At 41.5% G+C, this 20,092-nt stretch carries 15 protein-coding genes; 8 read left to right on the top strand and 7 right to left on the bottom strand.

Annotated features, from left to right (window positions below):
• Window positions 1-145: 145 nt before the first annotated feature.
• From FTV31_RS09585 to FTV31_RS09595, 3 genes are read right to left on the bottom strand one after another with little or no spacing between them, the layout of a single operon-like run.
• Entirely contained in the window at window positions 146-2,161 is a 2,016-nt protein-coding gene (locus FTV31_RS09585; protein WP_180014533.1) for a TRAP transporter permease, read from the bottom strand.
• Window positions 2,158-2,643, bottom strand: coding sequence for a DUF1850 domain-containing protein (locus FTV31_RS09590; RefSeq protein ID WP_180014535.1), 486 nt, complete (start codon window positions 2,641-2,643; stop codon window positions 2,158-2,160). The genes FTV31_RS09585 and FTV31_RS09590 overlap by 4 nt, the downstream gene beginning before the upstream one ends.
• Window positions 2,643-3,647, bottom strand: a complete 1,005-nt coding sequence (locus tag FTV31_RS09595) for a TAXI family TRAP transporter solute-binding subunit (protein WP_180014537.1) — start codon at window positions 3,645-3,647, stop codon at window positions 2,643-2,645. Before FTV31_RS09595 ends, FTV31_RS09590 begins: the two co-directional genes overlap by 1 nt.
• 647 nt (window positions 3,648-4,294) lie before the next feature.
• Between FTV31_RS09595 and FTV31_RS09600 the strand changes: the two genes are divergently transcribed.
• From FTV31_RS09600 to FTV31_RS09625, 6 genes are all read left to right on the top strand, one after another.
• Window positions 4,295-4,888 (top strand): LysE family translocator, encoded by a 594-nt coding sequence (locus FTV31_RS09600; protein ID WP_180002152.1) that lies wholly within the window; start codon window positions 4,295-4,297, stop codon window positions 4,886-4,888.
• A 122-nt stretch (window positions 4,889-5,010) separates the two neighbouring features.
• A complete protein-coding gene (gene dcd, locus FTV31_RS09605) occupies window positions 5,011-5,580 on the top strand; it encodes a dCTP deaminase (protein ID WP_004785008.1) in 570 nt (189 codons plus the stop codon).
• 234 nt (window positions 5,581-5,814) lie between these two features.
• Window positions 5,815-7,839, top strand: coding sequence for a hypothetical protein (locus FTV31_RS09610; RefSeq protein WP_180014540.1), 2,025 nt, complete (start codon window positions 5,815-5,817; stop codon window positions 7,837-7,839).
• Window positions 7,840-7,851: 12 nt separating this feature from the next.
• Window positions 7,852-8,568 (top strand): hypothetical protein, encoded by a 717-nt coding sequence (locus FTV31_RS09615; protein ID WP_180014542.1) that lies wholly within the window; start codon window positions 7,852-7,854, stop codon window positions 8,566-8,568.
• 29 nt (window positions 8,569-8,597) lie between these two features.
• Window positions 8,598-10,772, top strand: a complete 2,175-nt coding sequence (locus tag FTV31_RS09620) for a DUF6160 family protein (RefSeq protein WP_180014544.1) — start codon at window positions 8,598-8,600, stop codon at window positions 10,770-10,772.
• 16 nt (window positions 10,773-10,788) lie between these two features.
• Entirely contained in the window at window positions 10,789-12,204 is a 1,416-nt protein-coding gene (locus tag FTV31_RS09625) for a hypothetical protein (RefSeq protein ID WP_180014546.1), read from the top strand.
• 57 nt (window positions 12,205-12,261) lie between these two features.
• Here the strand turns inward: FTV31_RS09625 and FTV31_RS09630 are convergent, their stop codons facing one another.
• The 4 genes from FTV31_RS09630 to FTV31_RS09645 all read right to left on the bottom strand — a co-directional run bounded on the left by FTV31_RS09630 (window position 12,262) and on the right by FTV31_RS09645 (window position 19,026).
• Window positions 12,262-13,980: a proline--tRNA ligase gene (locus FTV31_RS09630; RefSeq protein WP_180014547.1), complete on the bottom strand. Its 1,719-nt coding sequence runs from the start codon at window positions 13,978-13,980 to the stop codon at window positions 12,262-12,264.
• 96 nt (window positions 13,981-14,076) lie between these two features.
• Window positions 14,077-17,184: an efflux RND transporter permease subunit gene (locus FTV31_RS09635; protein WP_180014549.1), complete on the bottom strand. Its 3,108-nt coding sequence runs from the start codon at window positions 17,182-17,184 to the stop codon at window positions 14,077-14,079.
• Between the two features lie 18 nt (window positions 17,185-17,202).
• Window positions 17,203-18,330 carry an efflux RND transporter periplasmic adaptor subunit gene (locus FTV31_RS09640; RefSeq protein ID WP_180014551.1) on the bottom strand — a complete coding sequence of 376 codons (1,128 nt, stop codon included), beginning with the start codon at window positions 18,328-18,330 and terminating at the stop codon, window positions 17,203-17,205.
• 51 nt (window positions 18,331-18,381) lie between these two features.
• Window positions 18,382-19,026, bottom strand: coding sequence for a hypothetical protein (locus tag FTV31_RS09645; protein WP_180014553.1), 645 nt, complete (start codon window positions 19,024-19,026; stop codon window positions 18,382-18,384).
• Between the two features lie 283 nt (window positions 19,027-19,309).
• On the opposite strand from FTV31_RS09645, the gene pilG reads away from it, so the two are divergent.
• Together pilG and FTV31_RS09655 are read left to right on the top strand one after the other, a co-directional pair.
• The gene (pilG, locus tag FTV31_RS09650; protein WP_004784987.1) at window positions 19,310-19,693 is read left to right on the top strand and encodes a twitching motility response regulator PilG; all 384 of its coding nucleotides are present in this window, start codon (window positions 19,310-19,312) and stop codon (window positions 19,691-19,693) included.
• A gap of 26 nt (window positions 19,694-19,719) precedes the next feature.
• A complete protein-coding gene (locus FTV31_RS09655) occupies window positions 19,720-20,088 on the top strand; it encodes a response regulator (RefSeq protein WP_004784985.1) in 369 nt (122 codons plus the stop codon).
• The last annotated feature ends 4 nt before the right edge of the window (window positions 20,089-20,092 follow it).

Raw genomic sequence — 20,092 nt, forward strand, 5'->3', positions numbered from 1 at the left:
AATAATTCAAGTGAATTTGTTTGAAAGAAGAACTTTAAAAGCTTTATTTTCACCCGATAAAATACCCATAAAACAAGAGGAAGCTCATTTGAGCTTCCTCTTGTGAAAAATTGTGGGACAGCAATGGAGCTGAGGCTCTCTTTTTTTATGAGGTTTTAGTCGTGATTGTATTTTCTTTTCTTGCCTGAAGGATATTAAAGCCTATCGCAATAATCACCATGATGGTGCCGATAATATCGGTCATGGTCTCAGGGACAATCATCATGAGTGCACCAACCCCCAAGAAAATGCGCCAGAACCAGTTCATGCTAGCTTTAAAATACCCTTCGACTGAAGCGCCAAGTGCCAGAATGCCGACAATGGATGTTACGGTAATGCTTAAAATGACATTCCATGCCGGTAAGGCAAATTCTTTGGCATTCACGGCAATATCTGTTGTATCAATCATCAGCATCGCCGGGTTATAGACAAACAGGAAGGGCACAATAAATCCGGCTAGGGATAGGCGCAAGGCCAGGAATCCAGTCCGCATTGGGTCACCCCCGGCAATCCCCGCACCAGCAAAGGCGGCTAAGGCGACGGGAGGGGTAATATTGGCAAACAGGCCAAAATAGAATACGAACATATGCGCGACTAGGATTGGAATATCAAAGTTGGCTAAAGCCGGAGCAGCCATCGTTGCGGTGATGATATAGGCAGGAATAGATGGTAGGCCCATACCAAGAATCATCGATGCAATCATGGTAAAGAAAAGGGTCAGAAACAGACTGCCGGCACCAATGCTCATGATCGAAGAAGTCATCACCGAGCCAAAACTGGTCAAGCTCACCACACCAATAATAATACCCACGACCGCACAGGCCGCCATCACGGAAAGTGATTGTTTAGCGCCATCAGCTAAAGCTTCCAGAATTTCCCTAGGTCCCATGCGGGTCGATTTTCTGAATGCTGCCACCACAATGGTCAATAAAATCGTATACACAGCCGCATAGCTAACCGGAATGGATTGGAATAGGAAGAACACTAAAGCAACGATTGGAAATAATAAATGTCCTCGTTCTTTTAGGACTTCTTTGACTCGTGGTAAGTCGGCTTTCGGTACGCCTTTCAGATGATCTCGACCTGCTCTGAAATGGACTTGTGCCATCACACCGAGGTAATACAGCAGGGCAGGTAATACCGCAGCTAAGGCAATCGTGCCATAACTGACACCCGTGGTTTCTGCCATGATGAAGGCACTGGCACCCATTACTGGCGGCAAGATCTGTCCGCCAACAGAAGCACTTGCTTCAACAGCACCGGCAAAGTTTTTGTGATAGCCAATTTTCTTCATTAAAGGAATGGTAAATGAGCCTGTTCCTACGACATTGGCAACCGCCGTCCCGTTAATACTGCCCATAAAACCGCTGGAAATGACAGCAACTTTGGCTGGCCCACCTTGCTTATGCCCGGCAAGTGCCATGGCGAGATCATTAAATAATTTTCCCATTCCTGATTTCGCCAGAAAGGCACCAAACAGGATAAACAAGAAAATGAAGGTGACTGAAGCACCAATGGCTGAAGAATATAAACCTTCAGTCTTCAGATACATTTGCCCGAAAATATCACTGAATGTATAGGGGCGAGTGAGCAAGCGATCCGGCATCCAGTCAAAATGACTGACAAATGGATAGCTCAAGAAAATCAGTCCCAAGATCGGCAACATCCAGCCCATTACCCTTCGAGCAGCCTCAACCACCAATACTACCGTCATAATTGAGAAGACAATGTCCAGCGTATTGGGAATGCCTCCCCGGGTGGTCATAATGGCCTGGTATTCTTTAAACAGATAAAAGAAAGAAGCAAAAGAGGCAATGACCCAAATCCAGTCTGTCCATGCGACTTTTTGTCGGCTACTTGCTTGACGTGCTGGATATAACAAGAAAATCAGCGCCAGACCAATGGATACATGCGCCGCACGCTGGATCAGTTCGGGTAAGGGATTAAAAGTAATATAAAGATGAAATAAAGAATAGGATATTGCCAGGGTAGCAATAAACCAGCGAACCGATTTGTTATTCGGGTTGCGAGTGACAGATTCACGGTCAAATTTTTCTAATAATTCTTGTTGCTGTTGATCATCCAGTGCTTCGGTCACATTTCTTGTTTCTTGTGGATTCATAGGCAATCATTTAAACCTCTTTTTTTCCATAGGCTGTCTTTTCTTATAGAAAGTTGTACCGTGCTGTAGTCGGGAAAATCCTGATAAATATTCCATATCCGATCAGCACTCTCAATTTGTCCCCGCATTCTGCGTGAAATGACCCAGTTGAGTTCTTTCATCTCTCGGTTGATTTGCATATGGATGTTGCCATCATCCTGTCGAGTAATAGTACCTTGATCAGGTGTACCCGCACCAAATGAAATGAACTGAGTATCTGTCAGAATGAAATGGTCCTTGTCTAGAAGATAACGTTCTTTCCACTGTGTTCTTTCTACCGAATGCATCCAGCTGAGCTGAAAAGATTTCTGGTCAATTTTGCACTGAAAATTTTGCTCTTTCACTTCCACAAAAATATACGGAAATGTCATCCAAACATAGGTAATAAAAAAAGCAGCCAAACTAAAAAGTGCAGCAATCGCTGCACCTTGTATCCATTTCATCAGTTCGCTTTATTCTCATCATAGAATTTTTGCGCGCCCGGATGCAGTTGAGCAACCAGACCTTTTTGTGCACCTTCTAAAGTGATTTCTTTAGCAGCCTGATGTGAATTGGCGAGTTGATCCAAGCTGGAGAAGAACGTCTTGGTTAGCTTATATACATCATCTGTAGAGAGATCAGAACGAACCACCAGCGCATTCATGATCGCAGCTGTAGGAATATCCTCAGCATTGCCATAGGTCTCTTTAGGAATGGTCATTGGCAGGAAATACGCCTGATCTTTGGCAATCGCTTTCACTTTATCTGGATTAATACTCACCAGTTGCAGATCAAAGCCCTGTTGCAGTTCCATCAGAGAAGAGTTTGGAAGACCACTAGTCAGGAAGGCCGCATCCAGTTTGCCACCTTTTAAGGCATCTGCTGCTTCGGCATAACCTAAGTAATCTACTTTGACATCCTTATAAGTGATACCAAAACCGTTCAATAGAGTACGGGCATTCACTTCTACACCTGAATTCTGGGCGCCCACTGCAATACGTTTGCCTTTGAGATCCTCAATATTTTTGATGCCAGAACGTTTTGAAGTGACAATCTGTACATAGTTTGGATAAAGAGCAGCGATCTGCTGCACGTTGTCAATTTTAGAACTAAAACTGCCTTGACCATTAATTGCTTCAGTTAAGCTGTCGCTCATGACAAAGGCCATTTCAACTTTGTTCTGTTTTAATAAATTTAGATTTTCGACAGAAGCCCCAGTGGTCTGAGTTTTGGAACTTACGCCGTAGGTCTTGTTATAGATTTCAGCCAATCCTGTCCCGATGACATTATAAGGACCTGAGGCACCGCCTGTCGCAATATTGACAAATCGGGTTTGCAGTTTATCTACAGCTACGCTCTCGCCAGACGCAGCCTGATTATCTGATTTATTTTGTGCATTATCATTCGAGCAAGCAACTACACCTGATAGCGCTAAACTCATGACTGAAAGTTTGATCCATTTATTCATATATGACTCCTGATATTATTCTGTAGTTCTTAAAATATAATTAAAACAACAATATACTAAACCGTCTGGATGTTAAAAAATGTGAATTATCAATTGTTGTCCTTGTACAATTTAACAGCAATTATTTTGTCTGAATACCTTTAATAGCATTTTTTTCGAAATTTTGCTTTATCAATATGTTGAACAAATTGAGCAAGATAGACATCTTAAATGGAGAGTGAAAATTTAATCATTAGGAGTTAGGTAAAAGTTGCTCCCATCACCAAATCTTTTTCTAGAAGTGTGCAAAGTTCATACGTAAGAGCAGGGATTTTTAGTTGGCTAAAATTCAATCAAAGGTTACCAGAAATAATCATTTCAAAGTTTTGGATGATTTTTCTTTCATGTTGTAGAGACTAGTATTTCAGGAATTTTAAGTCCGAATACTCTATTGAAACTTCTACTTTTATAGCAATTTTATGATGAGCTTATAGCTTTATAAATTGACAAAATTGACTGAAATAAAATTTTCTTTTATTTTTATATAATTATATGAAAATAAATAAAAAAATAAAATATAATTTTTTTTAATATGTTCTCTTACAATTATTTTTTTGCAGATTTGACCGGATTATTTTATGCTTAATACCTAAGAGCGAGGTCAAACTATGATTTCATGGTTATTTATTGGTTTAGTGGCAGCCATTCTATTAACACCGGGCCCAACCAATACTTTATTGGCATCGTCAGGTATTCAAGTTGGATTTAGAAAAACTTTTCGCCTTATTCCTGCAGAAGCTTTCGGCTATCTCATCGCAATTACATTCTGGGGCTTTTTGATTGGTAAAATCTCGATCTATTTACCGGAATTACCTCATATTCTCAAACTCTGTAGTGCTGCTTATATTCTATTTTTAGCTTTAAAATTATGGCGTACCGCAGAACTTGGTGAAAATTTTCAATGTATTTCGATTCGGGCACGGGAACTATTTTTGGCGACTTTGCTGAATCCTAAGGCATTATTATTTGCTTCGGCTATTTTCCCGGTCATGGTGTGGAAAAGCAGTCAATATTATGTGACTTATATGCTGGCATTCTTGGCATTACTTATTCCTATCGCATTTTTCTGGACCTTTTTAGGTAGCTTATTGGCCAGAAAAAACAATCGCTGGCTGAATCAAAAGAACTTACAAAAGACCGCTTCCATTATTTTAATGAGCTTTTCTGTACCTTTATCCTATTCAGCACTCCTCAGTCTTTAAACCTGAAAAAGCAGCTAAATTTCCTGAAATTTAGCTGTCAGAATTTCGCTTATTTTCATTAGTGTCAATTTCAGTTAAAGTACGTCGCAATTACTTATTTTTAAGATTTTTGGATTATATCAATGGCAATTAAGTCTGATCGTTGGATTCGCGAAATGAGCGAAAAACACGGCATGATTGAACCGTATGCAGAAAACCAGATTCGTCTGGATGAAAATGGTCAAAAGCTGATTTCTTATGGTGTTTCAAGCTATGGCTATGACGTGCGATGTGCGCGTGAGTTTAAAGTATTCACCAATGTTCACTCTGCAATTGTCGATCCGAAAAACTTTGACGAAAAAAGCTTTATCGATATTGAATCGGATGTTTGTATCATTCCACCCAACTCATTTGCTTTAGCGCGTACAGTAGAATACTTCCGTATTCCACGAAATGTACTGACCGTTTGCTTGGGTAAATCGACTTATGCACGTTGCGGCATTATCGTGAATGTGACTCCACTTGAACCTGAGTGGGAAGGTCATGTCACGCTAGAGTTTTCGAATACGACTAACCTGCCTGCACGTATTTATGCCGGTGAGGGTGTGGCTCAAATGTTGTTCTTCGAATCAGACGAAGTTTGTGAAACTTCATATAAAGATCGTGGTGGTAAATACCAAGGACAGACAGGCGTTACTTTGCCTAAAGCTTAATAGTTTTAAAGCATTGAATAAGCGAGGCTAATGCCTCGCTTATTTTTTTTGCTGTTTCATTCATCGGAAACTCGGGGTTTTTGGTCTTTTGGCTTTGGTAATCCTGCTAAAAATAAGCATAATGAAGAATGAATATATAAAAAAGATGTGCCAAGCATCATAAAAATCAAAAATTGAAGGCTGGGAAGCTGAAGGATAAAGATGCGGAGCATCAGATAAGAAGGATAGGTCGAGATGGCTCAAATAAAAGCTAAATTTCAATTTCGTAAAAGCTTTTTGGCAATGATGATCGGTTTAGGATTATTGCCATCTGCACATGCAATGCAGGAATTAACTGATTCTTCTCTTTCTGATACTACCGGTGAAGGTGTTGCCCTGGTACTTGATGACTTTAAAATGGTTTTTCAGGCACCGAATGATGCTTCCAGCGGTTCAAGCTATGCACGAAACATTGCCAATCCAGGTCAGGCAGACACAGGCTTTATTCGTATTATTCCGACTGGAGAAAACTATGCTCAATTAGGTGAGCGTGCCTATAATAAAGTCTATGATCGAGTGTATGCGAGTAGCTATTTAAATGGTATTAGTGCAAATGCCAATCTTTATCAAACGACTTATGACAATAGTGTCAGTACCTATAAAACTCAAAACTATAATACGACTTTAACCGCAATCCGTAATGAAATTGGTGCTAATGCACGTAATGGTATTGTGGAAGAATATCGTAATTCCGCTTTAATGAAGCAATATTATGATCAGCGTTATCAAGATTATTATGATGGTAACCTTTGGCCTTTATCTCTAAGTAATGATGGAACAATAACCAAACCAGGGTCATTGGAATCTACTCTTGGTCTAAAGAATAAGTCGGCTGAATATGCTTTAGCCAATACTTATGAAATGATTGAATTATTATGGGGGAATCGGGCATCCGTTTCTCTTAATAATAAATGGACTCAGGCTGTAGGATCCCGAAGTAATTTGATCGATCCTGGGGTAACAACGATTGTTGAAAACAGGACTCAAGAAAAACTAGCAATTGAAGCTGATAGGTATGCACTGATTCAGGCAAAAAATGCAGTGACTGCTATGGAGCAGGCGGTTAAAGCGAGCGCAACAACAGCGGCCAAAGAAGCTGCAATGGGTGCCTCAGTCAGTACGCTACGTACGAAGGCTGATGTATTTATCTATGGTTTGGCTCTATCAAAAAGTGATAACTCGCTCAGTAGCCGCTATAGCAATCAGGGGTTTAATTGGGGAACAGCCAGCAATCCTTGGTTATTTCATGCCGGAGCCGAAACAGTAAAACAGTTTACGGATACTGGAAAAGAAGTGGGCTATCTAGCTTTGGAAGCACCTCTTGCAACAGTTGCTGCAAATGAAGCAGATAATAATATTAAACTAGGTTTTTGGACTGATATTTTCTCGCGTTCTTTAAATTCAAGTAATACCGTAGATTATGCTACTGGAGCACCTACTTCAGGCTTAGATATTTCTGAACGCTTTCGTGCACAATTTATTGCTAATGGTTTGAGCATGAATGGTTCACAAGTCCGATTATTTCAAACTCTTACATCGCCTGATCTTGCATATAGTCAAACCTTGGGCCTGGCGAGTCTGATCCGACTCAATACTAATGATGATCCCTCTACTTTGACCAGTGATTCAAACAATTTGAACAGTAAAGGGATTCGTATTAGTAGTGCAGCAAAAGAGAATAATCTTGATGGAGATGGTCCGACTCCTGCTTTAAATGGCTCTGCAGCTCCTATATTTCATGATACCGAGGGATTGTATTTATATAGCCCGAATATCAACTTGGTACTAGGAAGTATGTACCAGCCTTTTGTCGTGGGTTCGGAAGGAAATAATATTATTTTGGAAGTGACGCGTATTCCTAAAATTCCAGATATTTACAACCGGATTTATCAGCGTTATCCAGATGGAAAAGGTGGCTTTTTAGGATCAGAAGCACTTTTAGGCTCTACATGTAATGTATATACGTGTGGTACTGAAATTAAAGCTCAAGCTTCAGATAGCATTGCCTTGTATCAAGGACGCGATGCAACTCACAGTAGTATCGCCATTGGTTCTGTTGAACGTATTGCCAATACCAATATGCTGAAGGCAAAAGATGATAATAATGCTACTGGTGTGGTATTTAGGGGAGCTACTGATAACTCAATGAGGAATTTTGGTTCAGCAGTGATTGACGGTGTGTTGATTCAACATCTAAAAATAAAAACTACAGGTCTATAAAGGAATAGGGCAATGTTGAAAAATTTAATGCTTGCTACAGTTCTAGGGATTTCTTTAGCGACACAAGCCGGCTTAGTCAGTCTTGATTCGCAGCAAATGACAGCAGAAACGGGTCAAGGCGGAGCGGATTTAAGCTGGACCTTGTCACTCAACCATCAATACGCTACTGATTTAACAAAATCTCAAATTTCTGAAACGGTCGCTAATAAGTTAGAAGTGTATTACAAGCCAACAACAGATTGTGGAATTAACACCTTGTTTTGTCGCTTGGCGATTTCTCCTAACAATCATGTCGACGCCCAAGGCAATAAAAAATGGCTGGTATTTAAAGGCATACAAGGCACCCTGCAAATTGATAAGTTTTCTATCGATGGCACCACGATTACTAATGCGGCAGGTAATCCTCAAACAGCCATGAAAATCACTTTTTATGACGATAAACCTCTAAAAATAAGAAACTTGGGTTTTAATACTTTGGCTATTGAAACCGGAACCGGTGAGGGCGATAAAGAAGGCTATGCCAATTCAGAGAAGTATACGACCTTCACCAATCGTGTTTATAAAGCGGACGGTACATATACCACTGCCTCAGCAGATGTTCCAGAATTTGACCGGGGACGTGAGAAGGGCTTTATGGGTCTCAATATGCACGGCAACATGCACATGTCAGGAAACTTAAAAATATTTGGCTTTAACTGCTCAGCAGGGAGTGCACAAAGCCGTTGCTAACTGCATGGATGCAGCATAGGGATGAAAGAATGAAAAAAATAAAATCACAAATTAAATTATTAACGGCATGTGTCTGTTTGGCACAGTATAGTTATGCACTAGAGCTGATTGAAGAACAAGAATTGGGTCATATCACTGGTCAAGACGGTATTACGATTACACACGAGGTATCAAAAGTAGAAGTTGAACAGCTCAATTGGTATGACCCGAATGCTGATGTAAATACCAAGATGGGACTGGGATTGCATAAAGTAGAAATCTTAGGCAAAGATCAAAATGCGATTTTAAGCCAGCTTAAGTTTGATGTCGGTGCGACCGATGCTGGTGCAGGGATCCGTCTAGAAGCAAGCGTAGCTCCCTTTAGTGCCAATGCAGATTTTAAAATTGTGAGTAAGGATTGTGCTGGAACAAGCTGTGTCGAAAACAATCAAAATTTGGGCAAACTAGGTCTTGCGATTGATAGTCCATTTAAAATGGTGCTTCATACGACAGCAGGTTTATTCAATAAGAATGAAACAGCTACTATCGATTTCAATTTGCAAGATGCCACGATCAAACATACTTTAGGTACAAATAGCTTAGTTCTAGATAACTTTAATTTTAACTTCGCTGGTACGGGCTATATGTATATAGACCCGACACAAGGCATCGTACTCTCCAGTAAAAGTGGCACACAAGACCATCTAATTAATTTAAAACCAGTGGCTGTAGGAACAACTGGTGCGCAAACAGCTGGATTAAACTTTGATTTACGCTATCAGAATGGAGATGGCGATTTAAAAAATATCATGCGCTATGGTATTTCGGGTGCAGTGAGTAATGCACGTTTGTCGTTAGGTGCCGATCAGTCAAAACTGAATTCTTTTGATATAAGTAATAAAGTTGGTGGTGTGCTGACGCGACAAGATCAGAGTGTTTCAAGCTATAACGCAGGTGAAGGTGGCTTGCATCTTGGTTTATCAGCTGATTTTACCAATCAGGAAGTGGCAGCAGCACAGGGTTTAAAGCCAACGACTTTGGAAATTGGTCATACGGGTAAAGGAAGCTATGCAGTTCAGTTTAATGAATTACGTTCATTAACTGGAAAGAATAATGCTTATATTGATTTTGGCGATATTTATATCAATACAATTCAGGCACAGAGCCTAGAATTTTTAGTTAATGACAATATTAAGTCAACACTTAGACAAAGTAATCCGATTTTGCAGCAAACTTTAAGCAGTACGTCTGCTAATCAGGATTTTGCACTAATCGCCATACGGGGTATGGATTTCCAGTCGATTGCAGCCAAAGCAAATTTTATTTCTAATGATACTGGTATTATTTCCGGGAATAGTGGTTCTTGGGGAATTGGTATTCCAATTTACAACCTGAATGCCAATGTTGCCTTGTCGGGTACAAAATATGACGGTGACAAGAATGGTATTGCCTATAACGTGATGGCATCAACTGAAGGTTATGGAAAGGATGCCAAAACTGGAGCACCAAGTACAACTTCAATTCTTTTAATTGATGGTGGTGTAGAGAATGGCCATGCGCGAAACTATTATGCTGGCCTTCGAAATATTGATGCCTTTATTGAATCCAAAGGGGTGATTGGTTATGAAGATAAAGGCATCTATGTAAAAGCTGATAAATTGCTGATCGCAGCTAAAGCTGAAGTGGCAATTGGCCAATTACCGGGATCTAAATATAACTGTGTATCAGGCAATAAATGTGATCAGTTTGTTCCTGATGACAACTTTTCTAAACGCGATGATGTATTAACAACAATTGCCATGATGCTTGATGGTAGTGGTGAGTTAATGATTATTCCGGGACTGGATGTAGCAGGCGAAAATTATTTATCGTTGGATGCAAACTTTAAGTTCCGAACATTAACTTCTACAGAAAAAGGTGATGTTAATAATCTTGGTAGTTATTTTAGTCTGATTAATGAAGATGTAGATAGTACAGGTGCAGTTCATACTTCTGCGATTAACTTTAATCGTATGGAAGGGAATTTAGGATTAATCACCAAAATAGGCGTGAGTGAAGATACTGTTACTTTAGATAATCAAATTAAATTTAATAAAGATCAGAAGATTATCGAGCCGTTTAGAACCAACATGGCCATGACCACAAATGGCAATATGCAGAATATAGCAACAATTGCACTCACAGGCGGAACCATGCGCAGTACGCTAGGCATTACACCGCGCTGAAATAAGGGATGATTTCATGAAAAAAATAATATTGAATAGCTTGATTGTCACTTTAATGGGCCTTACTCAACAGGCGATGGCAATGACAGCCTTAGACGATGAGGCTTTATCGGCAGTTGATGCACAGGCCTTATTAAATTTGGAAAATGCTTATGATTCATCACAAGGAATTAACTTCCATAAGCTAAGTATTGAAGCTTTAATGGAATTGAATATTAATATCAAAACTTTGCAGCTTGGTTGTGGTGGAACGAATAACAGTATTGGGAATACTAATGGTTGTGATATTGATATTTCTAACTTGGCTTTGAGTGGCTTAAATACCTCTCTTGATGATAAAGGTAACCCTGTCTTTTCAGGCGACCGTGCTAATACCAGTGCCAGTGTGAGTAATCCCTTTGTTGAGTTTGCAATTAAAAATGGTGGAAGTGCTTCTACCCGTGAAGTGGTCGGTTTTCGTCTAGGTGCAGATAAAATTGTCGGACTCTTAACCATGGGGACTGACAACATCGAAAATCCGAATGATGGCCTCAAAAGTTTTAGTGGTTATATGAAAATGGCGCAAACCACTGGTGAGTCTGTTACAAAAGCGGGAACCTTTGGTATTGCAAATGATGAAAAAATCTCAGGGAATCTAAAGGCTTTAGGACAAACACGTACTTTTACCAGTAAGCCAGGTGCTGATGGCCATACCGGGATTACAGTGCCTTCCATGCGGGTAGACTTTACTATGCCAGAAACTGTCGTGACTGGGCAACGCTTAAAGTCAGCGACTGTAAGTAATATCCGTTCTACTATTGCTTCGATTCCATTAGCAAAGGCTTTAACGGGTTCAACTTTGCCAAGTGATGTGATTGGTACACCAGATTTTTCAAAAGATAAGCTGTATGTAGAGTTTGATCCATTAATTGGATTTCTTAATTTAGGAACACATTCTTTCTTTCAAATGGGTGCTGGTTCAAGTCTGGATAACCTGAATATGGACATCACCTTTGTTCAGGCTCTAAATATGATCCATAATATTCCATTAAATGGCACAGGCGGTTATTTGTCTTTACAGAGTCAGAATGTGCATTGGCAAGGTGCGGATGCGGCTGATATTGCCAAGCCAGGTTGGTGGCTATCATTTAAAGACCCGATTCAATTGGGTGTGTTAAAAACCACAGATGAAGTTGATATTTCATTCGTATTACCTCAGGTAGCAACTGCAATTTCTGAGTTTCTGTTACGTCCTGAAAACTTAATCGATGTCAGTGTTGGTGAAGCTTTAGGATCTCTTGCGAATGTAGCCGTGGTTCGTAAACTGAATATTGATGTGGGTAAGTTTACCAATTATGCAACAGGTACTCCTGCAACTTTAACCTTAATGGACAAGCTGCTACAGAACCAGAATGTGACCTCAAACTGCTTTGGCGGGCATAAGTTCTGCTAAGTTAGAGACATAAAAAATCCCGCTCTAGGCGGGATTTTTTATTGATTCAGAAAAAAATTATTTCGCAATTTTTGCTAGTAGTTCTTCTTTTGAAAGATTTACTGATTCTGCATCACGGCGACCTTTATATTCAAAAGTACCTGCATCCAGACCTTTTTCACCAATCACAATGCGATGTGGAATACCAGTCAATTCAAGATCAGAGAATTTCACACCTGGACGCTCGTTACGGTCATCAAGCAATACGTCAAAACCAGCAGCTTGCAGTTCTGCATATAAGCTTTCAGCTGCTTCTAAAGAGCGAGGTGATTTATGCGCATTCATTGGCACAATTGCCACTTCAAATGGAGCGATCGCAGTCGGCCAGATGATACCTTTTTCATCGTAATTCTGTTCAATTGCAGATGCTACGACACGTGTCACACCGATACCATAACAACCCATCGTTACAGTGAATGGTTTGCCATCTTCACCTAAGACTTTACAGCCTAAAGCTTCAGAGTATTTTTTGCCTAACTGGAAGATATGACCTACTTCGATACCGCGTTTGATTTGAAGTGTACCTTTACCATCTGGAGAAGGATCGCCTTCAACCACATTACGCAGGTCATAAACTTCGCTAAACTGCGCATCACGTTCCCAGTTCACGCCAGTTGCATGCTTGTCTGCTTCGTTTGCACCTGCGACGAAATCAGAAAGTACAGAAGCAGCACGGTCAACAATCACTGTTAGGCCTTTTTCTACTAAACCTTGTGGACCTACAAAACCAGCAGTTAAACCTAGTTCAGCAAGTTGAGCTTCAGTAGCAAAAGCCAAAGGCGCAGCAATTTTTGGATGCTTTTCGGCTTTAATTTCATTCAGTTCATGGTCACCACGAAGGAACAGGGCAACGACAGGAGCTGCTTTACCTTCTTCAGCTGCAACGCCTTGAACCAGTAATGCCTTTACTGAATGCGCAGGATCAGTGCCAAGGAAATTTGATACATCAGCAATGGTTTTCTGATTTGGGGTATCAACCACTTTCAGTTCTTGAGCCGGAGCAGCACGTTCGCCCACCAGAATCGCTTCAGCCATTTCGATGTTAGCCGCATAATCAGATTCAGTTGAGAAGGCGATATCATCTTCACCACTTGAAGCCAAGACGTGGAATTCGTGTGAACCTGAACCACCGATTGAACCGGTATCCGCTTGTACTGGACGGAAATCCAGACCTAAACGGGTAAAGATCTTGCAGTACGCTTCGTACATTTTGTCGTAAGTTTCTTGCAGAGATTCCTGATCCGCATGGAAAGAATAGGCATCTTTCATGATGAATTCACGTGAGCGCATTACGCCAAAACGAGGACGAATTTCGTCACGGAACTTGGTTTGAACCTGGTAGAAGTTTGCAGGCAGTTGTTTGTAACTTTTTAGCTCATTACGTGCCAGATCAGTGATCACTTCTTCATGTGTTGGGCCAAGCACAAAGTCATTGGTATGACGATCTTTAAAACGTAATAGTTCAGGACCGTATTGCACATAACGACCAGACTCTTCCCAAAGAGAAGCTGGTTGGGTCACAGGCATCAAGACTTCGAGTGAACCCGCGTTATTCATCTCTTCGCGAACGATCGCTGCAACTTTATTTAATACGCGAACGCCCATCGGCAGCCAGGTGTACAAACCTGAAGCCAACTTACGAATCATACCGGCACGAAGCATTAGCTGATGTGAAATAACTTCAGCATCGTTCGGGGTTTCTCTCAACGTTGCAAATAAAAAGCGACTCGCGCGCATGGAAACTGTCCTAAAAAATTAAGCGTTAAAGCAGAGATTATACAATAAAAAATGAGGTGAACATTCTTGAATGTCACCTCATTGTGATGGTTTAAATTATGCCATGATTTTACGGGCTTGGCGCAGCATAAAATTCTTAAGGTCATCCAGGTAAGTGAAAATCACTGGAACAACCACCAAGGTCAGCAGGGTAGAAGTAATCACTCCACCGATCACGGCATGTGCCATAGGCGCACTTTGTTCACCACCTTCACCTAAGCCCAGAGCGAGCGGCACCATTCCCATGACCATGGCACTGGTGGTCATCAGAATTGGACGTAAACGGGTTTTGCCGGCATTCAGAATCGCATCATAACGGGCTTCACCCCGATCCATGGCTTTCTTGATGAAGTCGATAAGCAGAATCGCATTTTTGGTCACCAGGCCCATCAGCATAATAATACCGATAATTGAAAACAGGTTCATGGTCGAATTAAACAGGAATAGCGCCAGGAATACACCAATTAATGACAAGGGTAATGAAGCCATAATGGCAGCAGGGTGAATAAAGCTGTTGAACTGTGAACCCAATACGATATAAATAAATACAATCGACAGGGTAATCGCAGTGAGCGCATAACCTGCGGATTCTACCATGTCTGCATTGGCGCCTTGGGTATCAAAACTATAACCCGGCGGCATGTCGAAACTATCCTGAAGTCTGCTAATGTCAGTACCGATGTCACCTGCAGGGCGTCCAGAGGTATTTGCTTCAACCAGCACCTCACGCGCCAGATCTCGACGATTAATCTGAGAAGCTCCCAGTTTTTCTTCAAAATTCGCGACGCTAGAAAGCGGGATCAAAATCGGCTGATTATTGCCATCCATTTTAGATGAAGTGATATACATATTTTGCAGGTCACTTGGCAGGGTGCGCCGGTCTTCGGTCAGGCGTAAGTTAACATCATAGGTTTCACCTTTTTCATCCTGCCAGGTGGTGACATCATCGCCGGCAATCAGTGGGCGAACCACATTGGCAATTTGATTGACTGACAAACCAAGATCACTGGCCAGAACGCGATTGATCTGTACACCTAAGGTCGGTTTTGGCTCTTTCAGGGATGTTTCCAGATCGACAATGCCATCAATTTTAGCCATTTCGACCATAAAGCGATCGGAAATCTTTTGTAGTTCATTCAAATCCGGCCCTTTGATTGAAATCATAATCGGCTTTTGACCACCCGATACGGTTTCATCCGCAGAAGCTACAGAAGTAATGGTAATACCGCCTACAGACTGTAAACGCTGACGGAACTCATTATTGAGATCATTCAAGCTTTTCTCACGTTCAGTCCGCGGCGTCACAGTGACACGTAAGCTGACATGGTTTTTACCGCGATCGGTCACACCATTAATTACACCGTAAGTTGCACGTACATCAGGATGCTGACGTACGATTTTATCGACCTGTTGTAGTTTGGCTTGTGAATACTCCAGTGAAGCATCGACCGGAGTTTCGAACTTGATCCGGATTTCGCCCTTATCTGGTACGGGTACAAACTCGGTGCCAATCAGTTTTGATAGGGCTAAAGCGCCAAACAAAGACGCCACTGCAATCACAATGGTAATGAATCTAAAGCGTAAAGCTAGTTTCAATAGCTTTTCATAGACATGACTTAAATTGTCTAATTTGCCTGAAATCCAGTTAAAGAAACGTTTAATTCGACCTGGCTTTTTATTTGGATCTTTTTTCTTTTCTGCCCAATGTGCAGACAACATTGGATCAAGGGTAAAACTGACAAACATGGAAATCAGAACGGCGGTACTCACCGTCACACCGAACTGATAAAAGAAACGCCCAATAATCCCGCCCATAAATGCAACAGGCAAGAATACCGCGACAATGGTCAGTGTTGTTGCCAGAACGGCAAGACCAATTTCTTTGGTGCCGTCCAGCGCGGCAGTAACATGGTCTTTACCCATATCGGTATGCCGTACGATATTTTCCCGTACTACAATTGCATCATCAATCAGCAAACCGATACTTAAAGACAGGGCCAATAAGGTCATCATATTGATGCTGAAACCAAAAGCCCAGATAAAGGTCAAAGTTCCGAGCAATGCAATCGGTAAAGTGAGGCCAGTAATGACCGTTGAGCGGAAAGAACCTAAAAATAATAGAACAATCAGCACAGCAAGAACCGCACCCTCAATAATGGTACGCGCAACATCACCAATGGTGCCGCGGATACTTTTTGAAGAATCCACCACAACTTTTAAGGTGGTTCCTTGTGGCAATTGGGCTTTAATGCTTTCAAGAGTTTTGTAGGTACTGTCTACTACTTCAATAACATTAGAATCAGAGCTACGCAGAATGTCGACAGCCACTGCAGCCTTGCCATCCAGAAATGCACCAGTTTCAAGTTCTGCCTGACTATCTTCAATTTCTGCGACCTGTTTCAGAAAGATCGGTGCACCATTTTTATTGGCAATGACCAGATCGCCAAAGGCGAGGGGATGCAGGACTTTGGAATTGATCTCAATCACCAGTTCCGAGTTGCCAGATTTTAATGTACCGCCCGGAACTTCGATATTTTCAGATTTCAGAGTATTGATGACGCTATCCACGCCAATGCCAAAAGCTTGTAGTTTCTGTGGTTCAACCTGAATGCGAATCTGGCGCTGTGCATCACCGAGCAGGTTGACGGTACCTACACCCGGAACAGTTCTCAGTTGTGGAACAATGCGCTGATCCAGATAGGAGCTTAGTGTCTTTAAACCCATATTGTCGGACTCAAATACGATCGACATGATTGCATTGGCAGTCGGATCATAACGCTCGACGACTGGCTCCTGAATTTCATCACGGAATTCAGCGGTGACTGAGGCAATTTTGTCACGGACATCCTGTGCCGCTGTAGTTGAAGGCACTTCCAGATTGAATTCAGCCGTGATCATCGACAGGCCTTCACTGGATTGTGAAATTACCTGTTTTAAACCAGAAATAGTATTGATCTGGTCTTCGAGTTTTTTGGTAATTTCCGATTCAACGGTTTCTGGGGAAGCACCTGGATAGTTGGTATAAATCACGACAAAGGGAAAGTCTACATCCGGAAATTCTTCTACACCCATGCGCTGCCAGGAAGCCAATCCAAGTACCATCAAACAGAACATCATCATAATGGTGAAGACGGGATACTTCACACTAATTCGGGTAAACCACATATTAATGATCCTGTCTGATTAGTTGGAACGCAGCGTCACTGGCTTGTTGAGATCTGCCTCGGTAAATGGAATGCGGCTGACCTGATCACCTGTCTCCAGACCCTGGATCACTGCAGTATTCTGGTTGTAGCGCTGTTCCAGAACCTGAACATTCACTTTAATAATTTTGTTTTGACGTATAACCCAGACATAAGGTTTATTCTGGATATCCTGAATGGTATCGAGGGGAATGATCTGACCAGAAACTTGTTGAGAACTCAGAATATTGCCTTCAACAAAAGAGCCAATACTTAAAGAGGGAATACTTTCATTTGGTCTGGCGAAGAATTCAATCTGGCGACTAGCCTGATCAGCAATTGGAGATACCCGGCTAATAGCAGCGGTAAATGTGTTTGGATTGCCCTGAATCTGGTATTCAATTTTGCTACCTAAACGCAGACTGGACTGCATCTCACTCGGGACACGGGCCTGAATTTCCAGTTGATTTGGATTTACGATTTCAAACAGGGTTTGTCCGATCGCCACGGTTTGACCGGGCTCAACCTGACGCTGGGTGATCACGCCACTAATCGGGCTGGTGATAATGCCATCACGATCGGCTTTTACGGCAATATCGACATTGGCTTGCTGTGCGCGGACATTTTCAACCTGGGCCTGATAGTCAACCTGACTTTGCTCATATTCAACTTTAGAAATAAAGCCTTGGTCGAGCAGGCGCTTTTTGCGCTGCATCATGTTACGCGCCTGATTGGCCTGTGCCTGGGTAGATGCCAGATTGGCACGGGCCTGAGCCAGACGTGCGGCATTGTCCTGATTATTTAAGCGAACCAGTACCTGACCTTTAGCTACATTGTCACCGACCTGAGCATTAACACTGGTGGCAGTGGCCGAAACCTGCGCTTGAATACTGCTTTGGTTGACTGCGCGAATAGTGCCGGTAAATGCGGATTTCTGGATTGAAGTACCTGTTTTTACAGCTACCAGATCCTGAAGAATTAGTTCAATTGTTTTGGGACTTTCGGCTTGCGGTGTAGATTCATTTTTATTGCAGCCGCTTAGAAAAAGACTTAAGCAAAGTGCACTCACCATCAATACAGAGCGCGAAGAAGGGGTCTTTGAAATATGAAAATGCTGTGCAAATGGCATATTAATCCTTTTCACTTGTGGTCGTTTAAAGCAACAACAAGTTATTTGTGTTTATTCAAGTGCTTTTAAACGGGCAATAATTCTGTCGTATTCCGCTTCCATATTTCGATAGCGAGTTTGTAAAGATTGAATATTTTCTTTTTGAGAAATCAGGTTTTTCTGGTTGTTTTCAAGGTTAGCTTTTAAAGATGCCGGTGGATTATTGCCTTTACGTAAATATTCACGTTCTTGGCGTACAAACATGACCCGGTCTTGCTGCAACTGTTTCATCTGTTCTTGCTGAAAAGCAATCTGTTTTTTGAGTTGGCTCAGACTTTCATTCTTTTTCTGTAGAGCGACATGGCTATTGGTATAGGCACGTTTCAGTTTTTGATCTTCTGCAATGCGCTGAGCCTGCTGGGCACGTTGCGGTGCCTGTTTAATATCTTTATCGACATTATAAGGACGTGCACGTTTAATGACCTGCATATTCTGGTCAAGTGCTTCATAGCCATAGCGGATATGGTTGGGGGTAACATTAGTACTGATATTGGCCACGCCTTTATTATCATAATAGCGGTACCAGGTGGCTTTCGGTGGCTGGTTAGTTGAGGCATAAGAAATGGTGACCTGAAGAAAAAGTGTCACTGCAAATATGAATCGGCCAGTCATTTTATTTTTATCAATGAAAGCAAGTTTTTCCGAAAACTGACTCATCATTGGCTCCCCAATTGAAAGTTGACTAAATTACTTATTTTAAAGTAATAATAATGCTATATTAGACTCAAATTCACGAATTAAAAACTACCGTCAGTCAAAAAAAAAGCAATGGCAAAATAAAAATGTGAAATGGTTAATGAAAACCCGCTATTTTTGCACACTTGTGTAGAAAATGTTCATTGATAATACAAGTGGATTTGTGTTAAAAATGTTTATCGATCGTAATAAAATAATCCTATGAGCCTTATGGCGCATCGTTTCTAAAATGGGAAGGGTCAAAATGGACGATAAATTCCAAAATCTAAAAGTTATGGTCATTGATGACTCAAAGACCATTCGTCGTACAGCAGAAACTCTTCTACAGCGCGAAGGATATGAAGTCGTGACTGCGGTAGATGGTTTTGAAGCTTTGTCAAAAATCGCAGAAGCCAATCCAGACATCGTATTTGTAGACATCATGATGCCTCGTCTAGATGGTTATCAAACTTGTGCGTTGATTAAAAATTCTCAAAATTATCAGAATATTCCTGTGATTATGCTTTCGAGTAAAGATGGCTTATTTGATCAGGCCAAAGGTCGTGTTGTTGGTTCGGACGAATACTTGACTAAACCTTTCAGTAAAGATGAATTGCTTAACGCAATCCGTAACCATATTAGTGCTTAATAATTGATTTTTTTAGGGGAATTGGCATGGCGCGTATCTTAATCGTAGATGACTCACCGACAGAAACATTCCGTTTTAGAGAGATTCTTTCTAAACACGGCTTTGAGGTGATTGAAGCATCCAATGGTGCAGATGGGGTAACCATGGCTCAGGCTGAGTTGCCAGATCTGGTATTGATGGATGTGGTCATGCCAGGCGTGAATGGCTTCCAGGCAACACGTCAAATTGCACGTGGTGCAACCACCAAGCATATTCCGATTGTAATTGTAAGTACCAAAGATCAGGCCACTGACCGCGTTTGGGGTAAACGTCAGGGTGCCGCAGATTATCTTACAAAACCGGTAGATGAAAAACAGTTGATTGAAGTGATTAAGCACCACCTCAACGCAGGATAAGCTC

Origin of the sequence: Acinetobacter sp. YH16031, assembly GCF_013417335.1 — a bacterium.
GTDB lineage: Bacteria > Pseudomonadota > Gammaproteobacteria > Pseudomonadales > Moraxellaceae > Acinetobacter.